We start from the raw sequence: 17,251 nt of genomic DNA, 5'->3' as shown, positions 1-17,251 counted from the left end.
ATGGATGCGATCAGCCAGCCGCTGCTCTCGGTCAGCGATCTCTCGGTGGCCTTTCATCAGCAGGGCCGCCTGTCGACCGCCGTCGACCATGTCTCGTTCGAGATCAAGCGCGGCGAGTGCGTCGCCCTGGTCGGCGAGTCCGGCTCGGGCAAGTCGGTCAGCGCGCTGTCGGTGCTGAAGCTGCTGCCCTATCCCGTCGCCTCGCATCCGTCGGGCAGCATCCACTTCAAGGGCCGCGATCTCCTGCCGTTGTCCGAACGCGAGATGCGCGAGATCCGCGGCAGCGACATCTCCATCATCTTCCAGGAGCCGATGACCTCGCTCAATCCGCTGCACACGATCGAGCGGCAGATCGGCGAGATCCTGCAACTGCATCGGCCGATCTCGAACAGTGCGGCGCGGACGCGCACGCTCGAGCTCTTGACCCAGGTCGGCATTCCCGAGCCGGAGACGCGGCTCGGCAGCTATCCGCATCAGCTCTCCGGCGGCCAGCGCCAGCGCGTGATGATCGCGATGGCGCTCGCCAACGAGCCGGCTCTGCTGATCGCCGACGAGCCGACCACCGCGCTCGACGTCACCGTGCAGGCGCAGATCCTGGCGCTGCTCGCCGATATCCGGGCACGCCTCGGCATGAGCCTTCTGTTCATCACCCACGATCTCGGCATCGTCCGCCGCATCGCCGATCGGGTCTGCGTCATGAACGGCGGCAAGATCGTCGAGCAGGGCCCGGTCGAGCAGGTGTTCACCGCGCCGGCTCATCCCTACACCAAGGCGCTGCTCGCCGCCGAGCCGAAGCCGGACCCGGCGCCGCCGCGACCCGATTCGCCGGTGGTCATGCAGGCCAAGGATCTCAAGGTCTGGTTTCCGATCAAGCGCGGCTTTTTTCGCTCGACCGTCGGTCACATCAAGGCCGTGGACGGCGTCAGCCTTGCCGTGCGCAAGGGCGAGACGCTCGGCGTCGTCGGGGAATCCGGCTCGGGCAAGACCACGCTCGGGCTGGCGCTGCTGCGGCTGATTTCCTCTGACGGCCTCATCGTCTTCCTCGGCAAGGAGCTGCAGGGGCTGTCCTTCAAGGAGGTCCGCCCGTTCCGCCGCGACATGCAGATCGTGTTTCAGGATCCGTTCGGCGCCTTGAGCCCGCGCATGTCGGTCGGCGACATCATCGCCGAGGGACTGAGCGTGCATCAGCCGAAACTGACGGATGAGGAGCGCGAGGCCAAGGTCGTCAAGGCGCTCAAGGAGGTCGGGCTCGATCCGGAGACGCGCTTCCGCTATCCGCACGAATTCTCCGGCGGCCAGCGCCAGCGCATCTCGGTGGCCCGCGCGGTCGTGCTCGAGCCGAGCTTCGTCGTGCTGGACGAGCCGACCTCGGCGCTCGACATGCTGTTCCAGTCGCAGATGGTCGATCTCCTGCGCGATCTGCAGCGCAAGCGCGAGCTGACCTACATGTTCATCTCGCACGATCTGCGCGTGGTCGCCGCCCTCGCCTCCCATCTGATCGTGATGCGCAACGGCAAGGTCGTGGAGGAGGGGCCGGCGGTCGAGCTGTTCAAGGCGCCGAAGACCGACTACACCCTCGCGCTGTTCGCAGCGGCGTTCAGGAACGAGACGGCGGGGAATGGGACGGCGACGAGCTAGATGTCGCTTGTCGGCAGCCACTCTGTTGCAACTGATGGCGCGAATCCGGAGAGCGTGCCGTGACTGATGCTCCAGGACGTCCAGAATGGATTTCTGGAACCACGCATAAGGATTGGCTGCGTGACGGCTATCGCGTCACCGAAGAACAATGGGCTGATCTCGATTGGAATCGCGCCTGGGTCGATATGGGTCCGTCGCCGGCAGGCAACCTTGGCCCCTACTGGCACGTCCCGCTCAAGAGCGGAGAGACCGTGCACCGGCTCTATCCGAGGCTGCCCTCGAAATGGCGTCGTTTGGTGAAGCAGGCCATCGTCGAGTTGAGCGCATCGGGAAAGAGCGAGCGGCCTTAGGAAACGCACTTGCGAACGTCGACAAAGCTGCTGGGGGATCACCTCTGGTCAGTTCAGGTCATCGGTCGTACCGTGGAGCCGATCAATGTGTCCGGAATGGGCCAAGACGAATTTGATACATTCGCGCGTCTCCAACCTGCATCGGCGCGATCCTGCGATCGAGAGAGGCCGAAGCAAACGGAAGCAATAGGAATGTCCGGCAGGGACACGGTTCGTTGGACCAAGGGATATACGCAATCCGAGCTCGACAGGGCGCAACGTCGATTTGGGTTGGTCTTTCCTCCCGATTTGATGGCGCTTCTGAGACGAAGGCGGCCGACGAATGGACACGACTGGACGGACGATCGTGCGATAAGACGAGCGCTTGAATGGCCGTTTGAAAGTCTTCGTCACTCTGTCGAGAACGGACAATTGTGGTGGTCGGAATGGGGAAGGCTACCTTTGACCGCACGCGCCCGGGAAGAGGCGCTTCGGGAAATCGTGTCCCGGGCGCCAAAACTAATTCCGTTGATTGCTCACCGATATTTGCCTGAGCAGCCGCATGAGTCAGGTAACCCGGTCTTTTCGATCTACGGCGTCGACGCCATCTACTATGGTGCCAATCTGAACGACTATTTCGAACGAGAGTTCACGGGCTGGAGCAGCAAACCCTGGCCTCCGCAAGTCAAGCACATTCCGTTTTGGTCCGACCTCGTCGAGCGATTTGCGCAGGACACAAACACATCGTGATTCCGTCAGTGTAGCTCAGCGCGTTTGCGGGCCACGAGGACCCTATCGTTCGCCCCCGTGGCATGGAAAATGATTTCCCGACGGGCCGTGTCTGCGAAAGCCCGTCCAGCCCCTCCTGAAAAAATATTTCTGTTTCTTATTTTCGGAAATCGTGCATGCTCCGCCCCGTCCTGCCCCACGAGAGGGACGTACGCGTCGTCAGCGATTGCCCGAGCGGGGTGCCGTAGCGCTCCGATTGCTGGAGCGCGAGGCAGACCGACTTCACGCGAGGCGCAACGCCGCGCCATCAACCGACTGCGCCAATCAGCGCCATCAGGATCGACACCTCATGACCGCACAACCGCCATTCTGCAAAGCTGCTCGTCGTGCCCGCCGCTCATCGACCGGCCCGGTGGAATGCGCCCAAACGTCCATCTGTCGTCGTCAATCCGCCGACAATTGATCGCTTGCCATGCCATCCACCGCTCATTCACCCGCCTCGCCATCGTCGCGAAGCTCGCTGCACCATTTCGAGCTCAATCAGCCAGCTCGCCTGCAGCGCTCAAGTCCCCATAGAGCCTGTCGCACCAGTCCTGCCCACCATGCGCGGTTTCCTCCCTTGGAGGTTTTCGGACGCCGGCCGCCCGAATGTGCCGCGCCGTCAATCATGCGGCCGGCATCCGAAGCCCTTCACAGCAGCAGACTCGCGCGCTGCACAAATCGAGACCTCGGGCGTCGATGCATATCTTCGCTATCGGAGCGTACTACTGGCGAGCCTGCTGAATTTTGGCCTTCAGCGTGGCAAGTCCGACCGCGCCGACGATGACATTGCCGCCGATGACATAGCTCGGCGTCCCGTTCAATCCCAACTTCTGCGCAAGATTGCCGCTCTCATCGAGGCTTTGGCGCACCTCCACGCTGTCCATGTCCTTTTCAAGCTGAGCAACGTCGAGACCGATCGTCTGCGCGATGGCCAACGCGCGCGCCTTGTCGGCGGGTCCGCTGCTTTGGAGAAGCCGCTGATGAAAGTCGAGGTATTTCGCGCCCGTCGGGTCTTGCATGCGTACCGCTACCGCGACGCGCGCCGCCTCCAGCGAACCGGGGCCGAGGATCGGAAATTCCTTGAGCACGATCTTGAGCTTGGGGTCGCTCTTCAACAATTCGAGTATATCGCCGAGCGCACGCTTGCAGTAGCCGCAGCTGTAATCGAAGAACTCGACCAGGGTGACATCACCCAGCGGGTTGCCGAGCGTGACCTGGTGCGCTGACGCGAACAAGGCCGGCGCATTTTGCTTGACCAGTGCAGTCTTGTCGGAACCGGGCGCTGCCGCCGGCGTCGCGGCTTGCCGCTTCTTGATCAGGTCGGAGATGGCCTGTTGCACGGCCTCGGGGTGCTTGGCGAGGTAGTCCTTCACGACCTGCTCGATTTCTTCGGGATGGGTCGCTATATAGTCCTTGACGATCGCCTCGATGTCGCTGCGCGAACTCTCCGCTCGGCCGGGCTGCACGCAAAGCAAAGACAGCGTGAAGACGGCAGCCGCCGTGGCAACGCTACGGATCAAATTGGTCATCGGTCATCCTCCATATGGCTGCCGACTTCCGCAGTTGGCGTGCAGTAATGATTTGCGAATTCGTGTCCTCGTGCATCGCTGCTTCCTTCATCGTCGCGGCATCATCATGCCGGGCGGGGGGACCGGTCTGAACCCCGGCATGCGCGGCGCAAATCGGCCGGCCGGCCGGCAGCGCGCGCCAAGCGGCCCTGGAACCCAACCGGGGGGGCAGACGATCGGGCGACCGACATCCGGCGCCCGCCGGTCCCGCGTCACCCCCGGTTTGCGTGCCACGCACACGCCGTTGGCATTGCGCCGCTCACCAGGTTGGCACGTCGTCGGCAGCTTCGGAATCACGGGGACGACCGTGGTGGACTTCTTCTCGATCTTCTTGGAGCACTGGCTTCGATCCTTTGGGTCGACCGGGGCCGCGCAGCACTCGCCGCTCGTCGTCAGATTCGCGGGCGCGCAGCATTTGCTATTCGCAGTCGGCAAGAAGCCCGAGGCGCAACACTGTGAAAGTCTCGGCAGCCAGTGCAGCGGTATGCATAGCGTGCCGTCGGGGCTCGCAATCTGGCCGGCCGGGCAGCACTGTCCCTTCGACGTCGCCTGGCTCTTGAGACAGCACTTGCCGGCGATCTTCACATAGCCGGGCGCACAGCAGCTGGGGCATTTCCAGTCCGGAATTTTCGGCTTCAACGGATCGCACACGCCGTTCACCACGGTCGTCCCGCAGCAAAGTTGTTGGCCAATCGGGCCGGAATAGATCTGGCTGTTCTCGCAGCATTCATTGTTCGGGCCGATCGCCGTCTGGTTGACGCCGCACATCGGCTTGGCGATATCAGTCGACGGATTGTTGTTCGAACAGATGCCCCGCGGCTGCAGGTCTTTGGGCGAGCAGCATTGGCCATTGACCAGAACATTGGGCGGGGCGCAGCTCGACGCACAGCTCTTGGTCTTGATGATCCAGATCTGATTGGGCGGACAAACCGATCCGTCCGAACCGCAGACATGGGTCTTGCAGGTCTGCAGACCCGGCGGCTTCGGCATGCCGGCGGGAGGCGGCGCGCCGGCAGGACGCGGCGCAAGCCGTATCTGTGCGGCTTCCCTTGTACACGCGCGCAAGATGGCGATATCTCCCATGTGCCCGCGAGCTGATAGATCGGGCGGCGCGTCGGCATAGTCGATGAAGTAACTGAGCAGCGGTGGCTCATCGCCGCGGCGGATGCGCCAGATCGGATTCCCCTGCAGTCCGTCGATCGCAAGCGCGTCGTTCTGGCCGAGTTGAGCCACGAGCTTGGGATCGGTGGCGTGGCGCAATTGTTCGCCGGTGGTCCAGACGAAGCCGCCGCAGGAGGCCGGATTCATGGTACCGCCCATGTCGTAGCTGTAGCCGATCGCGACGCCGCCATTGCCATTGCGGAAACGTTCGGGGAATCCCACCGCATATTCGTCCGGCAAGGGCTGCCAGATCGGCTGCTTGATCTCAGTGACACCGATCAGCGTATAGCGCAGCACGCGGCCGATCGACGGCGCGGACAAGGCCTCGAAATCCTGCGCCCCGGTCGGCGCCGGCCGCTCGGCCAAAAACATCCGTCCCTCATCGTCGAAAGTAATCCTGGAGATCTCGGTGGGGCCGGCGGCGGACGGCGCGACGACTTCGATTCTGGCGTCCGCACCGAACGAACCGTTCGCGTTGAGCCCGACCGACCACACCCGCAAGCCCTCGGCGACCGCGTAGTAGAGCCGGCGGTCGCGAATGGCGAGGCCGAACACTCGCCGATCCGGTGCCGCGTAGCCCCAGGTCTCGGGCTGCGCGCTGTCGAATTGAGGATTCGTAATATCGACGCCTGGCCCGGCCGGCGCCGGCGTCGTCGGAAGTCCCGCGGCTGCGTTGCCGGCGACGCCGTGATCATAGACACCGAGGTCGACGCCGTTCGGGCCGAAGCGATGGATCAGCCCGGTCTCACGGTCGGCGACGAACAGAGACTTGGTCGCCGGATCATAGGCCAATCCCCCGAGCGCCGCGCCCGAATTGGCCTTGTCGCCCGTGGTGACATTCGCGAACAGCGTCACCGCGCCGGTGGCGCCATTGATCTTCCAGATCGATCCCGGGCCGCCGCCCGGACCCCATTGTGCCGACATGAAGGTCGCGCCGCTAGTCCCGAGCCTGACATGTTGCGGTCGACCTTCAGGTCCCGGCGCGACGATCGAGAGACCATAGGCGGATGTCGCCGCGACGAAAATGTTGGCGGGGGAACTGTCGTCCAGAGCGACGCCAAACACCTGCCCGATCGACTTCGCGCTGACGGTGAACGGCTTCGGCGCACCGACCAATTGCGCCTGGGGCGGACCGCCCATGCGTCTTAGATCGACGATGCGCAGCGACGGCCCTCCAGGATCGATGATGGTCCGAACGTCGGGATCCTGACCGGGCTCGATCTCGAACGGGCGAATAGCCCCGGAGAATCCGGTGACTGCAGCATCGCCGGGGGTGTAAACGCCGGGCGGCGTTTGCGCCAACGCGGGCCCCCCGAGTGCGAGAGGCAGGATCAGCAGCCAGGCGAGGCGCCGCATCGCACGGACGGCGGCTGTCAAGGACGTCTGTCGGCCAAGCTCGATCATGTCGGTCCGCCTCATTTCGGCTGCTTGGGCCGTGGCTCGCAGGAGCCGGTCTTGACGTTGGGCACGGTGTCCGGCGGGCAACATTCTCCACAATTGGTCATCTGCGCGGGATTGCAGCAGCTCCCGTCAAAGGCCATTCCCTGGCTCTTGTCGGAGCAGGGCGTGACACAGGGGCTGTTCTTGTCGCCGCCGAGTCTTGTCTGTCCGGCCGGGCAGGCCGCGGGCGGACACATGCCGTAGGGCGCAAAGCCGAAAGCCGCCACCTGGTTGGTGTCGTCGCACAGGCACTCGGAGAGCCCGTCCGACTTCAACGCGCCGGGATGGGTGTCCTTCGGGCAATCGCACGAGAACACGTACTTGCTATCGCCGGATCCGGGGTTGGGGACCTGTTGCCAGTGCGGCACCATCGGTTTCGGACAGGTGCAGTAACTGCTCCCTGTGTGGCAGGCATAGGCGCCGGGATCCGTGACCACCAGCGTCCCGTCGCCGGTTTCCACCATGCCCACGCCATATCGATCGTATTGATCCTGATAGACGCCTTTGCTGGAAGGGCTGAAGATCGAGCCGGGACCGCCGATGCCTTGACATTCCGGGTACCTCCACCACTCCATGTAATGTACTTTTTCGCACGTCGCGTTGATCGCGGCGCATGTGGCTTGAACAGGCGGAAGGACCTCGCAATCGCCGCAGGACTGCATGCCAAGCTTTTCCTGCCCCCAGCACAGCGCCTCCTGAAGACATGAGCCGACTTCGGAACCCAATCCAACGGTGCTCTGCTCGCTCTTGCAGGCGCATTTCACGACGTCTGCGGCCGCGCCAACGGCTGCGAGCTCCTTGGAAAGATCGCCGAGAACATTTTCTGCGATCGCGTTGCCAAAGATCGTGTTCAGCTTGCTGACGACTTGGTCGGCGTTGCCCTGCGCCTCTGCGCAGAATTGATTGACCAGGGCTTGCCCTTTCCCCGTGTCCGACCCTGACAAGGCGACGCCGCTGAGTGCTGCGGTCAGTGCAATCGCTGCGTAGCGGCTTGCGTCATTCTCATAGACCGACTTGCACACATATGCGGCGGACAGCGTCCCGATAAAGGCATCCGCGATGTCTTCTGGACTGCAGCCCGCCCGCGCCGGCGACGCCAGCAGAATCATCGCGGCGACGATGGCCGCTCCTTGAACCCGCCAGCGTCCTGCGCGCCCCATGATCCGCCCCTCTGTCGCATCAACGTGGCCGTTCTTCTCAATGTGGCCGTTCTTCTCAATTCCAGCCTTGCGCTAGATCAACAGAGGCGACGGCAGCCGCGCCATCAACCGACTGCGCCAACCAGCGCCATCAGGATCGACACCTCGTGACCGCACAACCGCCATTCTGCAAAGCTGCTCGTCGTGCCCGCCGCTCATCGAGCGGCCCGGTGGAATGCGCCTCCGCATCAGTCCTGCCCACCATGCGCGGGTTCCCCCCTTGGAGGCTTTCGGATGCCGGCCGCCCGAATATGCCGCGACGTCAATCATGCGGCCGGCATCCGAAACCCTTCACAGAAGCGGCAATCGTCTGCCGGGCACGAATCTGTCGCTATACTCTCGAGATCGGGCGAATTACCAAAAGCGCCGGCAGTCAGAATCTCAGATCTCTTGGGCTGCGGCGAGAACCCACGCGATTGCGGGTGATTTGGCCGACGGGCGCGGTCCGCAAACGCCTGTCCAGTCCTCTCGCGAAAAATATTCATCTTTCTTTTTTTCGGAAATCGTGCATACTCCGCCTCGTCCTGCCCCACGAGAGGGACGTACGCGTCGTCACGGACGTCGGGTGCGGGATGCGATGGCCGCGATGATGCTGCAGTGTGCATTCGCGCACCGACGAACGGTGTCATGCGGACGGCGAAGTCGTGTGGTCCTGGCGCCCCGATGCTGGCGTCAAGGTCGCGGGAGCCGATGAGGCCTGCGGCCGACAGGGGCAAGAAAGCCGGTCCCTGGGGAGATCACGAAGTAAGTCGCAAAACATCGCGCAGGGAAGGCCGGATGTTCGGCCCGTACCTGTGGTGACTACCGCGTGCTTGTTGCACGCAACCACGGGTGCGGTCGGCACCCGGCCTTCCCTGCGCCCTCTCATGTTTTCGAGGGCGGATGATTGCAGCAGGACTCGGACCGATGCGGCCGCGAGAATGCGGATGCTTGCCCTGCTGTTTGGCGCGGCCTGTTGCTGTTTGATAGGTATATCGGACTCTTGCGCCGCTCTCTCCGCGTCATTGCGAGCGCAGCGAAGCAATCCAGAGTCGTGGGCGGGACTCTGGATTGCTTCGCTTACGCTCGCAATGACGGAGGAGGGAGCCTGCGTCTCAAAACCTCATCGGGAGGACGCGCCAGCGCGATGAGGCGAGTCAATCCAGCCGCTTGATCGCGAGCACATCGCTCCCGCTCGCCTTGATACGGGCAATCGCTTCGCCGATCGGCTCGATCTGCGTGGCCATATGAAACGCGTTGGCGTGGACGATCGTGTCAGCATCGCGCACGATGGCGACGTGGCCCCTCCAGAACATCAGATCGCCGCGGCGAAGCGGCTCTCCCCCGTCGAGCAAGCGCCCCAGCGCGGCGAGCTGCATGTCGCTGTCGCGCGGGCACGGCACACCCGCAGCATTCAACGACACCTGCACCAGGCCGGAGCAGTCGATGCCGAGGCTGCTCTTGCCGCCCCACAGATAGGGCGTGCCGACGAAGCGTTCGGCGACCGCGACATAATCGGGCTCGATGGCACCGAGCAGCGCCACGTGCGGCTTCGGCACGAACCAGCCATCGGCCGTCACGGCGAAGCTCGCGTCCTCGCGCGCGACCGCGATGGTCGAGCCCATCACCAGCGTCGCGACCGGCGGCAGTTTGATCGACGGTCCGGGGAACGCGAAGCTGCGCACGGCGCTGATCTTGTGCGTCGGTGCTGCGGCGGGCGCCGCCAGCGCAGACTCCGGCAGCCAGCCGACATAGCCGTCGGCCGCGAGCTGGCCCCAGGCCCAGCCCTCGCCGTTGCGATCATAGATCGTGACGCGCTCGCCCCTCAGCGCTTGCGTCGCCAGCTCGGCGCCGGAGAACGGCTGCTGACGTAGCGGCGCGATGGAATCGACGACCGCCAGCATCTCGCCCTCGACGAAGCGCGCGGCCGTGACCTGGCCTTCGAGATGCTTCGCAGCGATGTCGCCGCGCGCAGGCGTGAGGCGCGGATCAGCCATAGCGCTCGCTCAGGAGCTTGTAGAGCGCACGCGCCGCCTGGCATTCGCCGCCCTCGGGCCGGCCCGGCTTGGCGGACGGCGTCCAGGCGAAGATGTCGAGATGCAGCCAGCTCTTCGCGTGCTCGACGAAGCGCTGCAGGAACAGCGCGCAGGTGATCGAGCCGGCGAAGCCGCCCGAGGGCGCGTTGTTGATGGTCGCGACCTTGGAGTCGAGCCACGAGTCGTAGGGCGCCCACAGCGGCATGCGCCACAGCGGATCGTTCTCGGCGGCAGCGCAGCGCGCGACATCGGCTGCGAGCGCCTCGTCCTGGGTGTAGAATGGCGGCAAATCGGGACCGAGCGCGACGCGCGCCGCGCCGGTCAGCGTGCCCATGTCGATCAGCAGGTCGGGCTTGTCCTCGTCGGCCAGCGCCAGCGCGTCAGCCAGGACCAGCCGGCCCTCGGCATCGGTGTTGCCGATCTCGACCGTGATGCCCTTGCGCGAGGGAAACACGTCGAGCGGACGGAAGGCGTTGCCGGCGACCGCGTTCTCGACCGCTGGAATCAGCACGCGCAGATGCAGCTTGAGCTTGGCATCCATCACCATCTGCGCCAGCGCCAGCACGTTGGCGGCGCCGCCCATGTCCTTCTTCATCAGGAGCATGCTGCTCGACGGCTTCAGGTCGAGCCCGCCGGTGTCGAAGCAGACGCCCTTGCCGACCAGGGTCACCTTGGGATGCGATGGATCGCCCCAGACGAGCTCGATCAGGCGCGGCGCGCGGGTCGAGGCGCGGCCGACGGCATGGATCAGCGGATGGTTCTGGCGCAGCAGATCGTCGCCGACGACGCTGCTGAAGCGGGCGCCGAAGCGGTCGGCGAGCTGCTTTGCAGCGGCCTCGAGCTCCTCGGGCCCCATGTCGTTGGACGGCGTGTTGACCAGGTCGCGCGCCAATGTCGCCGCGTCGGCAAGTCGGTTCAGCTCGGCGGCGTCGACGCCATCCGGCGGAACGAGGCGAACCTCCGGCGTCTCGGTCTTGCGGTAGCGGCCGAAGCGGTAGCTGCCGAGCGCGAAGGCGAGCGCGGCGAGCCGTGCATCATGCGGCGCATTGGCGAAGCGGTAGGTGCCGGCGGGCAGCAGGCCGGGCAGGGCGCCCGGCCGGAACAGATCGCGGTGCCCGGCGTCGTCGTCCTCGATGCCGAACAGGACCTGCGCGATGCGGCCGTCGGCGGCGGGCAGCGCCAGATAGCTGCCGGGCTTGGCGGTGTAGACGTTGGCCTCGGCGAAGTTGCGCGCTTCAACCGACAGGCTCTCCTTGATCCCCGGCCAGCTCGCCTTCGTTACGAAGGTAATCGGGATGGCGGACGTTGTGGAGGCGGTCTCGAACATCGACGGCATGCCTAATGGTTCCCTAACTGGCGCGCGGCAGCCAGACTTCGCAGAGTTTGAAGGCCGCTGCAATCGCGCCGGCCGCATCGCCTGCAAGCCGACGCAAATGTGACGGCTGCGCCTGGAACACGCCATTAACCGGCTGTTAGCGTTAACAGTTTATTGCTGGCGCGTTCAATTCGCCCGTTCGAGTCCAAGTGACATGCGTCAAGCGCCTCCCATTCCCCGGCTCCTCGCGTCCGTTGCCCTCGCCGCGCTCGTCGCTGCGGGCCTCGGCGGCTGCCAGACCATGTCCGACGTCACGGGCTCGCTGCGCAGCCGGGCCGAGCCGCCGCCGCCCGCGACCCCGCAGCGCGCGGTCGAGGTCTATGGCGAGCGCTACCGCGCCAACCCGAAGGATGCCGCCATCGCGCTCGCCTATGGCCAGGCGCTGCGCAACAACGGCCAGCGCGAGCAGGCGGTCGCGGTGCTCGAGCAGGCCACGCTCGCCAACGCCGGCAACAAGACCGTGCTCGCGGCCTACGGACGTGCACTCGCCGACAACGGCAATTTCAAGCTGGCGTTCGACGTGCTGTCGCGCGCGCACTCGCCCGACAATCCCGATTGGAAGCTGCTGTCGGTGCAGGGCACGGTCTTGGACCAGATGGGCCGCCACGACGAGGCGCGGCGCTATTACGACAGCGCGCTGAAGATCGTGCCGGGCGAGCCCTCGGTGCTGTCCAATCTCGGCCTGTCCTACATGCTGACACGGGAGCTGCCGAAGGCCGAGGAGGTGCTGCGCCAGGCCTATGGCTCGCAGCGGGCGGACGCGCGGGTGCGCCAGAACCTCGCGCTCGTCGTCGGCCTGCAGGGACGCTTCGCGGAGGCCGAGCAGATCGCACGAGCCGACCTGCCGCCGGACGAGGCCGCCGCCAACGTCGCCTATCTCAAGCAGATGATTCAGGGGCAGAGCCAGGGCAAGGGCAAGGCGCGCAACGCGGCGCCGATGGCCGCGCTCAACCCGCCGGACTGACGGCGTGCCCTATCGTGTCGCGCCTGTGAGCAGGCGGCGGCAGGTGTCGACGAACACGTCGGCGCCGGTGACGATGTCGGCGTCGGCCGTGTTCTCGGTCCAGTGATGGCTGATGCCGCCGATCGACGGCACGAACAGCATGCCGGCCGGCATGATGGTGGCCAGCACCTGCGCGTCGTGTCCGGCGCCGCTCGGCATCCGCAGCGACTTGCCGGCAGCGAGATCGCGGCTGGCGGCCTCGATCGCATCCTGGAACGTGCCGTCCATCATGGCCGGCGCGCCGATGCGGATGCGCTCGACGGCGACATGGCAGGGACCTGCGTCTGACGCCTGCGCAGCCATCTCACGCAGCAGCTCCTCGAGCCGGTCGACCACGGCGGCATTGTCGTCGCGGATCTGGAACAGCATCTCGGCCTGGCCGGGGATGATGCTCGGTGCGCCCGGATCGAGCGTGATGCGTCCCGTGGTCCACACCGTGCGCGGGCCGCAGGCGGCCGGAAAGCGCGCATCGATCGCCACACAGAACTTGGCGAGCGCGAGCCCGGCATCCTTGCGCACCGCCATCCGCGTCGTGCCGGCATGGTTCTGCTCGCCGGTGAAGGTGATGCGGTATTGCCAGATGCCGACGATCGAGGTGACGACACCGATCTTGAGCCCGCTCGCCTCGAGCGTGTCGCCCTGCTCGATATGAGCTTCGAGATAGCCGATATACCGGCCGCGCTCGGCCTGCAGGCGCGGCCGTCCGGCGAGGCCCATCTCGGCAAGCGCCTCGCGCATCGTGCGCGGGCTGCTGCGGTCGCGGGCAGCATCGATGTCGGCCTCGCTGACGTCGCCGACATACGAGCGGCTGCCGAGCATGCTGCCGAAGTGGCCCTCCTCGTCGCACCAGGAGGCGACCTCCACCGCACCGTCGATGGACGGGTCTGGATTGAGCACGCGCGCCGCCTCCAGCGCGTAGACGACGCCGAGCGGGCCGTCGAGCCAGCCGGCCTGGTTCTGGCTCTCGAGATGCGAGCCCGCCAGCAGCTTGCGTCCCGGCTTGGCGCTGGTGCCGAGCACATTGCCGATGCCGTCGATATCAGGCGTCAGCTGCGCGTCGGGCAGGCGCTCGGCGAGCCAGGCCAGCGACTGCCGGTGGGCGTCGGAGAAGGTCGGCCGGTGCACGCCGGTCTTGTAGGTGCCGAAGGCACGCAGCGCGTTCAGATCGGCCAGAACGCGGGCGCCATCGGCGCGGCGGAGCTTGTCGGACATCAGGCGGAGACCTCGATCATGCTCCGCCTAGCTTCCAGGGTAGAGCCGCGACCGCAAGCGAAATTTCTCGCGAGCGGTCTACGTCTACTACTGCATGGCCGCGACCTTGATGCCGGTTGGTCCCAAAATGACCACGAACAGCACCGGCAGGAAGAACAGGATCATCGGCACCGTCAGCTTCGGCGGCAGCGCCGCGGCCTTCTTCTCGGCCTCGTTCATGCGCATATCGCGATTTTCCTGCGCCATCACGCGCAGCGACTGCCCAAGCGGCGTGCCGTATCGCTCCGATTGCTGGAGCGCGAGACAGACCGACTTCACGCCCTCCAGGCCGGTGCGGCGGGCGAGGTTCTCATAGGCGACCTTGCGGTCCTGCAGGTAGGAGAGCTCCGCGGTGGTCAGCGTGAACTCCTCCGACAACGCGATCGACTGGCTCGAGATCTCGATCGCCACCCGGCGGAAGGCGGCCTCGATCGACATGCCGGACTCGATGCAGATCAGCAGCAGGTCGAGCGCGTCGGGAAAGGCGCGCTTGATCGACAACTGGCGCTTGGAGATCGCATTGCTGAGGAACAGCATCGGCGCCTGCAGGCCGAGATAGGCCATGCCGACGCAGATGCCGATCTTGACCGGCATCGACTTCTGCAGATGCGCGATCACGAAGACGTACAGCACGGAGCCGACGAACAGCACCAGCGGCGTCACCATGCGCGCGAACAGGAAAGTGATGTAGGGCGCCTGGCCGCGGTAGCCCGCCATGATGAGCTTCTCGCGGGCCGCTTCCTGGGCGAGCCATTTGGTGAGGTTGAAATCCTCCACGACACGAGAGATGAGCTGCTTCGGCGTCTGCCGCAGCGAGACCTTCTCGCCGGCGTTCAACCGCTCGCGCTCACGCTGCTTGATCCGCTCGCGTTCGCTGGCGACCGCCTTCATGCGCTTGTTCAGGTTTTCGCCCGCGAACAGCGGCATGATCAGCGTATAGACGGTGGCCGTCGCCGCGATGGCGGCGAAGAACATCGTCATGAAGTGCGGGTCGTGCAGCTTGGTGACCAGAAAGTCGACCATGGTCCACCTCAGAAATCGAAATTGATCATCTTCTTCATGACCAGGATGCCCATCGACATCCAGATCACGCAGCCGACCAGCATCAGCTGGCCGGTCGGATGGGTCCAGAGCAGCGAGATGTAGTCGGGCGTGCTCAGATAGACCAGCAGCATCACGATCGGCGGCAGCGATCCGATGATGCCCGCGGAGGCCTTGGCTTCCATCGACATCGCCTGGATCTTCTCGCTCATCTTCTTGCGGTCGCGCAGCACCTTCGAGAGGTTGCCGAGAGCCTCGGAGAGGTTGCCGCCCGACTTCTGCTGGATCGCGATGACGATGCCGAAGAAGTTGGCTTCCGGCAGCGGCATACGCTCATACAGCCGCGCACAGGCCTCGCCGAGCGGCATGCCGATCGCCTGGGTCTCGATGATCGCGAGGAACTCGCTGCGCAAGGGCTCCGGCGCATCGGCGGCGACGACCTTGATCGATTCGAACAGCGGCAGGCCCGCCTTGATGCCGCGCACGATCACGTCGACGGCGTCCGGCAACGCCGCCAGGAATTTCTTCTCGCGCCGCTTCTTGAGGTAGCCGAGGATCCAGCGCGGCAAACCGAGACCTGCAGCGAAGCCGAGCCCGAGCGCGCCGAGCGGGCCGCCACCGGCGAAGAAGGCGACCGCGCAGACGACGAAGCCTAGGACGCCGGAAACGATCCAGAACTTCTGCACGGTCCAGTCGAGCCCAGCCTGCGAAATCCGCATATTCAGCGGGACTTTGCTCTGCTTCTGGGCCTTCGCCTCGAGATCCTTCAGCGACGACTCGACCTGCTCCCGGCGCGAGCGCTGACTGCGTTCGGCCTGGCGGACCACCGGCTCGGACTTGGCGACGGTGCTGCGCCGCTGCTCGGCCTTCCGCTCACCCGACAGCAGGGGATAAAGGAACACCCAGGCGATGCCGCCGATCGCGGTGGCGGCGAGGAAGGCAAGGGCGAGAGCCTGAAGCTTCATGGGGTCTCTCCTCAGTCCTTGCTCGCGACTTCGGCGGCGTCGAGTGCAGCCGCAAGCCGCTTCTCTTCGCCGTAGTAGCGCGCACGCTCCCAGAACCGCGGCCGGCCGATTCCGGTCGAGCGGTGGCGCCCGATGATCTTGCCGTTCGCGTCCTCGCCGATCATGTCGTAGAGGAAGATGTCCTGGGTGATGATGGTGTCGCCTTCCATGCCCATCACCTCGGTGATGTGCGTGATGCGGCGGGAGCCGTCGCGCAGGCGCGCCGCCTGGACGATGACGTCGATCGAGGCGCAGATCATCTCACGGATGGTCCGTGACGGCAGCGAGAAGCCGCCCATCGTGATCATGGATTCGCAGCGGGACAAGGCTTCGCGCGGGTTGTTGGCGTGCAGCGTGCCCATCGATCCGTCGTGACCGGTGTTCATGGCCTGCAGCAGGTCGAAGGCCTCGGGTCCGCGGACCTCGCCGACGATGATGCGTTCGGGTCGCATACGCAGGCAGTTTCTCACCAGCTCTCGCATCGTCACCTGGCCTTCGCCTTCGATGTTGGGCGGCCGGGTTTCGAGGCGCACCACGTGTGGCTGCTGCAGCTGGAGCTCGGCGGCGTCCTCGCAGGTGATGACGCGCTCGTCGTGATCGATATAGTTGGTCAGGCAGTTCAACAGCGTGGTCTTGCCCGAACCGGTACCGCCGGAGATCAGCACGTTGCAGCGGACGCGGCCGATGATCTGCAGGATTTCTGCGCCCTCCGGCGAGATTGCGCCGAACTTGACCAGCTGATCGAGGGTCAGCTTGTCCTTCTTGAACTTTCGAATGGTGAGCGCGGGGCCGTCGATCGCAAGCGGCGGAACGATGGCGTTGACGCGCGAGCCGTCGGCGAGACGCGCGTCGCAGATCGGCGAGGATTCGTCGACGCGGCGGCCGACCTGGCTGACGATGCGCTGGCAGATGTTCAGGAGCTGCTGGTTGTCGCGGAACCGGATGCCCGTGCGCTGGATCTTGCCGTTGACTTCGATAAAGACCGTACCGGCGCCGTTGACCATGATGTCGGCGATGTCGTCGCGCGACAGCAGCGGCTCCAGCGGGCCATAGCCGAGCACGTCGTTGCAGATATCGTCGAGCAGCTCTTCCTGCTCGGCGATCGACATCACGATATTCTTGATCGCGATGATCTCGTTGACGATGTCGCGGATTTCCTCGCGCGCGGATTCGCCGTCGAGCTTGGCCAGCTGAGCGAGATCGATCGCTTCGATCAGCGCCCCGAAGATCGTCGCCTTGACCTGATAGTAACTGTCCGAACGCCGGGCCTCGACAACCGGTGGCGGCGGCGGCGGAGCCTGCCGGGTCGGAGCCAGAGGTGGCGACGGCACGGCCGGAGACGCCGCGCGTGGTGCTGCCGGCGCCGGCTCGGGCGCTGGCGCAGCCGGCCTGAGGGTCCTGGTATCGTTGTCCAATCCGCTACGCTTACCAAACACGACTTAGAACTCCACGCGTG

At 65.2% G+C, this 17,251-nt stretch carries 13 protein-coding genes; 4 read left to right on the top strand and 9 right to left on the bottom strand.

The genetic code is table 11. The annotated features are described in order from the left end of the window. The 3 genes from QX121_RS26310 to QX121_RS26300 are packed head-to-tail and all read left to right on the top strand — an operon-like array spanning position 1 to position 2,717. Complete coding sequence (locus QX121_RS26310) at positions 1-1,638, top strand: ABC transporter ATP-binding protein (RefSeq protein WP_315735685.1); 1,638 nt, start codon at positions 1-3, stop codon at positions 1,636-1,638. Positions 1,639-1,697: 59 nt separating this feature from the next. Continuing rightward, positions 1,698-1,988, top strand: a complete 291-nt coding sequence (locus tag QX121_RS26305) for a hypothetical protein (RefSeq protein WP_315813411.1) — start codon at positions 1,698-1,700, stop codon at positions 1,986-1,988. 9 nt (positions 1,989-1,997) lie between these two features. Continuing rightward, positions 1,998-2,717 carry a hypothetical protein gene (locus tag QX121_RS26300; protein WP_315813410.1) on the top strand — a complete coding sequence of 240 codons (720 nt, stop codon included), beginning with the start codon at positions 1,998-2,000 and terminating at the stop codon, positions 2,715-2,717. A 743-nt stretch (positions 2,718-3,460) separates the two neighbouring features. On the opposite strand, the gene QX121_RS26295 is transcribed toward QX121_RS26300, so the two are convergent. The 5 genes from QX121_RS26295 to QX121_RS26275 form a co-directional block, all read right to left on the bottom strand. After that, a complete protein-coding gene (locus QX121_RS26295) occupies positions 3,461-4,267 on the bottom strand; it encodes a DsbA family protein (protein ID WP_315813409.1) in 807 nt (268 codons plus the stop codon). An 87-nt stretch (positions 4,268-4,354) separates the two neighbouring features. Next, the gene (locus tag QX121_RS26290; RefSeq protein WP_315813408.1) at positions 4,355-6,886 is read right to left on the bottom strand and encodes a hypothetical protein; all 2,532 of its coding nucleotides are present in this window, start codon (positions 6,884-6,886) and stop codon (positions 4,355-4,357) included. Beyond that, on the bottom strand, positions 6,883-8,067 hold the full coding sequence (locus tag QX121_RS26285; protein ID WP_315813407.1) for a hypothetical protein: 1,185 nt from the start codon (positions 8,065-8,067) through the stop codon (positions 6,883-6,885). The genes QX121_RS26290 and QX121_RS26285 overlap by 4 nt, the downstream gene beginning before the upstream one ends. Before the next feature lie 1,175 nt (positions 8,068-9,242). Continuing rightward, positions 9,243-10,082 carry an NlpC/P60 family protein gene (locus QX121_RS26280; protein WP_315813406.1) on the bottom strand — a complete coding sequence of 280 codons (840 nt, stop codon included), beginning with the start codon at positions 10,080-10,082 and terminating at the stop codon, positions 9,243-9,245. Then, positions 10,075-11,457 carry a leucyl aminopeptidase family protein gene (locus tag QX121_RS26275; protein ID WP_315813405.1) on the bottom strand — a complete coding sequence of 461 codons (1,383 nt, stop codon included), beginning with the start codon at positions 11,455-11,457 and terminating at the stop codon, positions 10,075-10,077. The genes QX121_RS26280 and QX121_RS26275 overlap by 8 nt, the downstream gene beginning before the upstream one ends. Before the next feature lie 193 nt (positions 11,458-11,650). On the opposite strand from QX121_RS26275, the gene QX121_RS26270 reads away from it, so the two are divergent. Then, positions 11,651-12,460: a tetratricopeptide repeat protein gene (locus QX121_RS26270; RefSeq protein WP_315772612.1), complete on the top strand. Its 810-nt coding sequence runs from the start codon at positions 11,651-11,653 to the stop codon at positions 12,458-12,460. Positions 12,461-12,469: 9 nt separating this feature from the next. Here the strand turns inward: QX121_RS26270 and QX121_RS26265 are convergent, their stop codons facing one another. The 4 genes from QX121_RS26265 to QX121_RS26250 all read right to left on the bottom strand — a co-directional run bounded on the left by QX121_RS26265 (position 12,470) and on the right by QX121_RS26250 (position 17,231). Then, positions 12,470-13,711, bottom strand: coding sequence for a Zn-dependent hydrolase (locus QX121_RS26265; protein WP_315813404.1), 1,242 nt, complete (start codon positions 13,709-13,711; stop codon positions 12,470-12,472). A gap of 87 nt (positions 13,712-13,798) precedes the next feature. Further along, entirely contained in the window at positions 13,799-14,773 is a 975-nt protein-coding gene (locus tag QX121_RS26260; RefSeq protein ID WP_315775479.1) for a type II secretion system F family protein, read from the bottom strand. 8 nt (positions 14,774-14,781) lie between these two features. Further along, on the bottom strand, positions 14,782-15,756 hold the full coding sequence (locus tag QX121_RS26255; protein WP_315734628.1) for a type II secretion system F family protein: 975 nt from the start codon (positions 15,754-15,756) through the stop codon (positions 14,782-14,784). Between the two features lie 11 nt (positions 15,757-15,767). Beyond that, positions 15,768-17,231 (bottom strand): CpaF family protein, encoded by a 1,464-nt coding sequence (locus QX121_RS26250; RefSeq protein WP_315734626.1) that lies wholly within the window; start codon positions 17,229-17,231, stop codon positions 15,768-15,770. Positions 17,232-17,251 lie beyond the last annotated feature (20 nt).

Source organism: Bradyrhizobium sp. SZCCHNR2028 (assembly GCF_032380995.1).
Lineage (GTDB): Bacteria > Pseudomonadota > Alphaproteobacteria > Rhizobiales > Xanthobacteraceae > Bradyrhizobium.
The sequence above is the reverse complement of the archived record's forward strand: the minus strand, read 5'-3'. Positions and strand labels throughout refer to the sequence as shown.

Excerpts from the sequence above, each read along its gene's own strand:
- QX121_RS26310 (WP_315735685.1), top strand. The coding sequence starts at position 1 with ATGGATGCGATCAGCCAGCCGCTGCTCTCGGTCAGCGATCTCTCGGTG.
- QX121_RS26295 (WP_315813409.1), bottom strand. The coding sequence starts at position 4,267 with ATGACCAATTTGATCCGTAGCGTTGCCACGGCGGCTGCCGTCTTCACG.
- QX121_RS26290 (WP_315813408.1), bottom strand. The coding sequence starts at position 6,886 with ATGAGGCGGACCGACATGATCGAGCTTGGCCGACAGACGTCCTTGACA.
- QX121_RS26285 (WP_315813407.1), bottom strand. The coding sequence starts at position 8,067 with ATGGGGCGCGCAGGACGCTGGCGGGTTCAAGGAGCGGCCATCGTCGCC.
- QX121_RS26280 (WP_315813406.1), bottom strand. The coding sequence starts at position 10,082 with ATGGCTGATCCGCGCCTCACGCCTGCGCGCGGCGACATCGCTGCGAAG.
- QX121_RS26275 (WP_315813405.1), bottom strand. The coding sequence starts at position 11,457 with ATGCCGTCGATGTTCGAGACCGCCTCCACAACGTCCGCCATCCCGATT.
- QX121_RS26270 (WP_315772612.1), top strand. The coding sequence starts at position 11,651 with ATGCGTCAAGCGCCTCCCATTCCCCGGCTCCTCGCGTCCGTTGCCCTC.
- QX121_RS26265 (WP_315813404.1), bottom strand. The coding sequence starts at position 13,711 with ATGTCCGACAAGCTCCGCCGCGCCGATGGCGCCCGCGTTCTGGCCGAT.
- QX121_RS26260 (WP_315775479.1), bottom strand. The coding sequence starts at position 14,773 with ATGGTCGACTTTCTGGTCACCAAGCTGCACGACCCGCACTTCATGACG.
- QX121_RS26255 (WP_315734628.1), bottom strand. The coding sequence starts at position 15,756 with ATGAAGCTTCAGGCTCTCGCCCTTGCCTTCCTCGCCGCCACCGCGATC.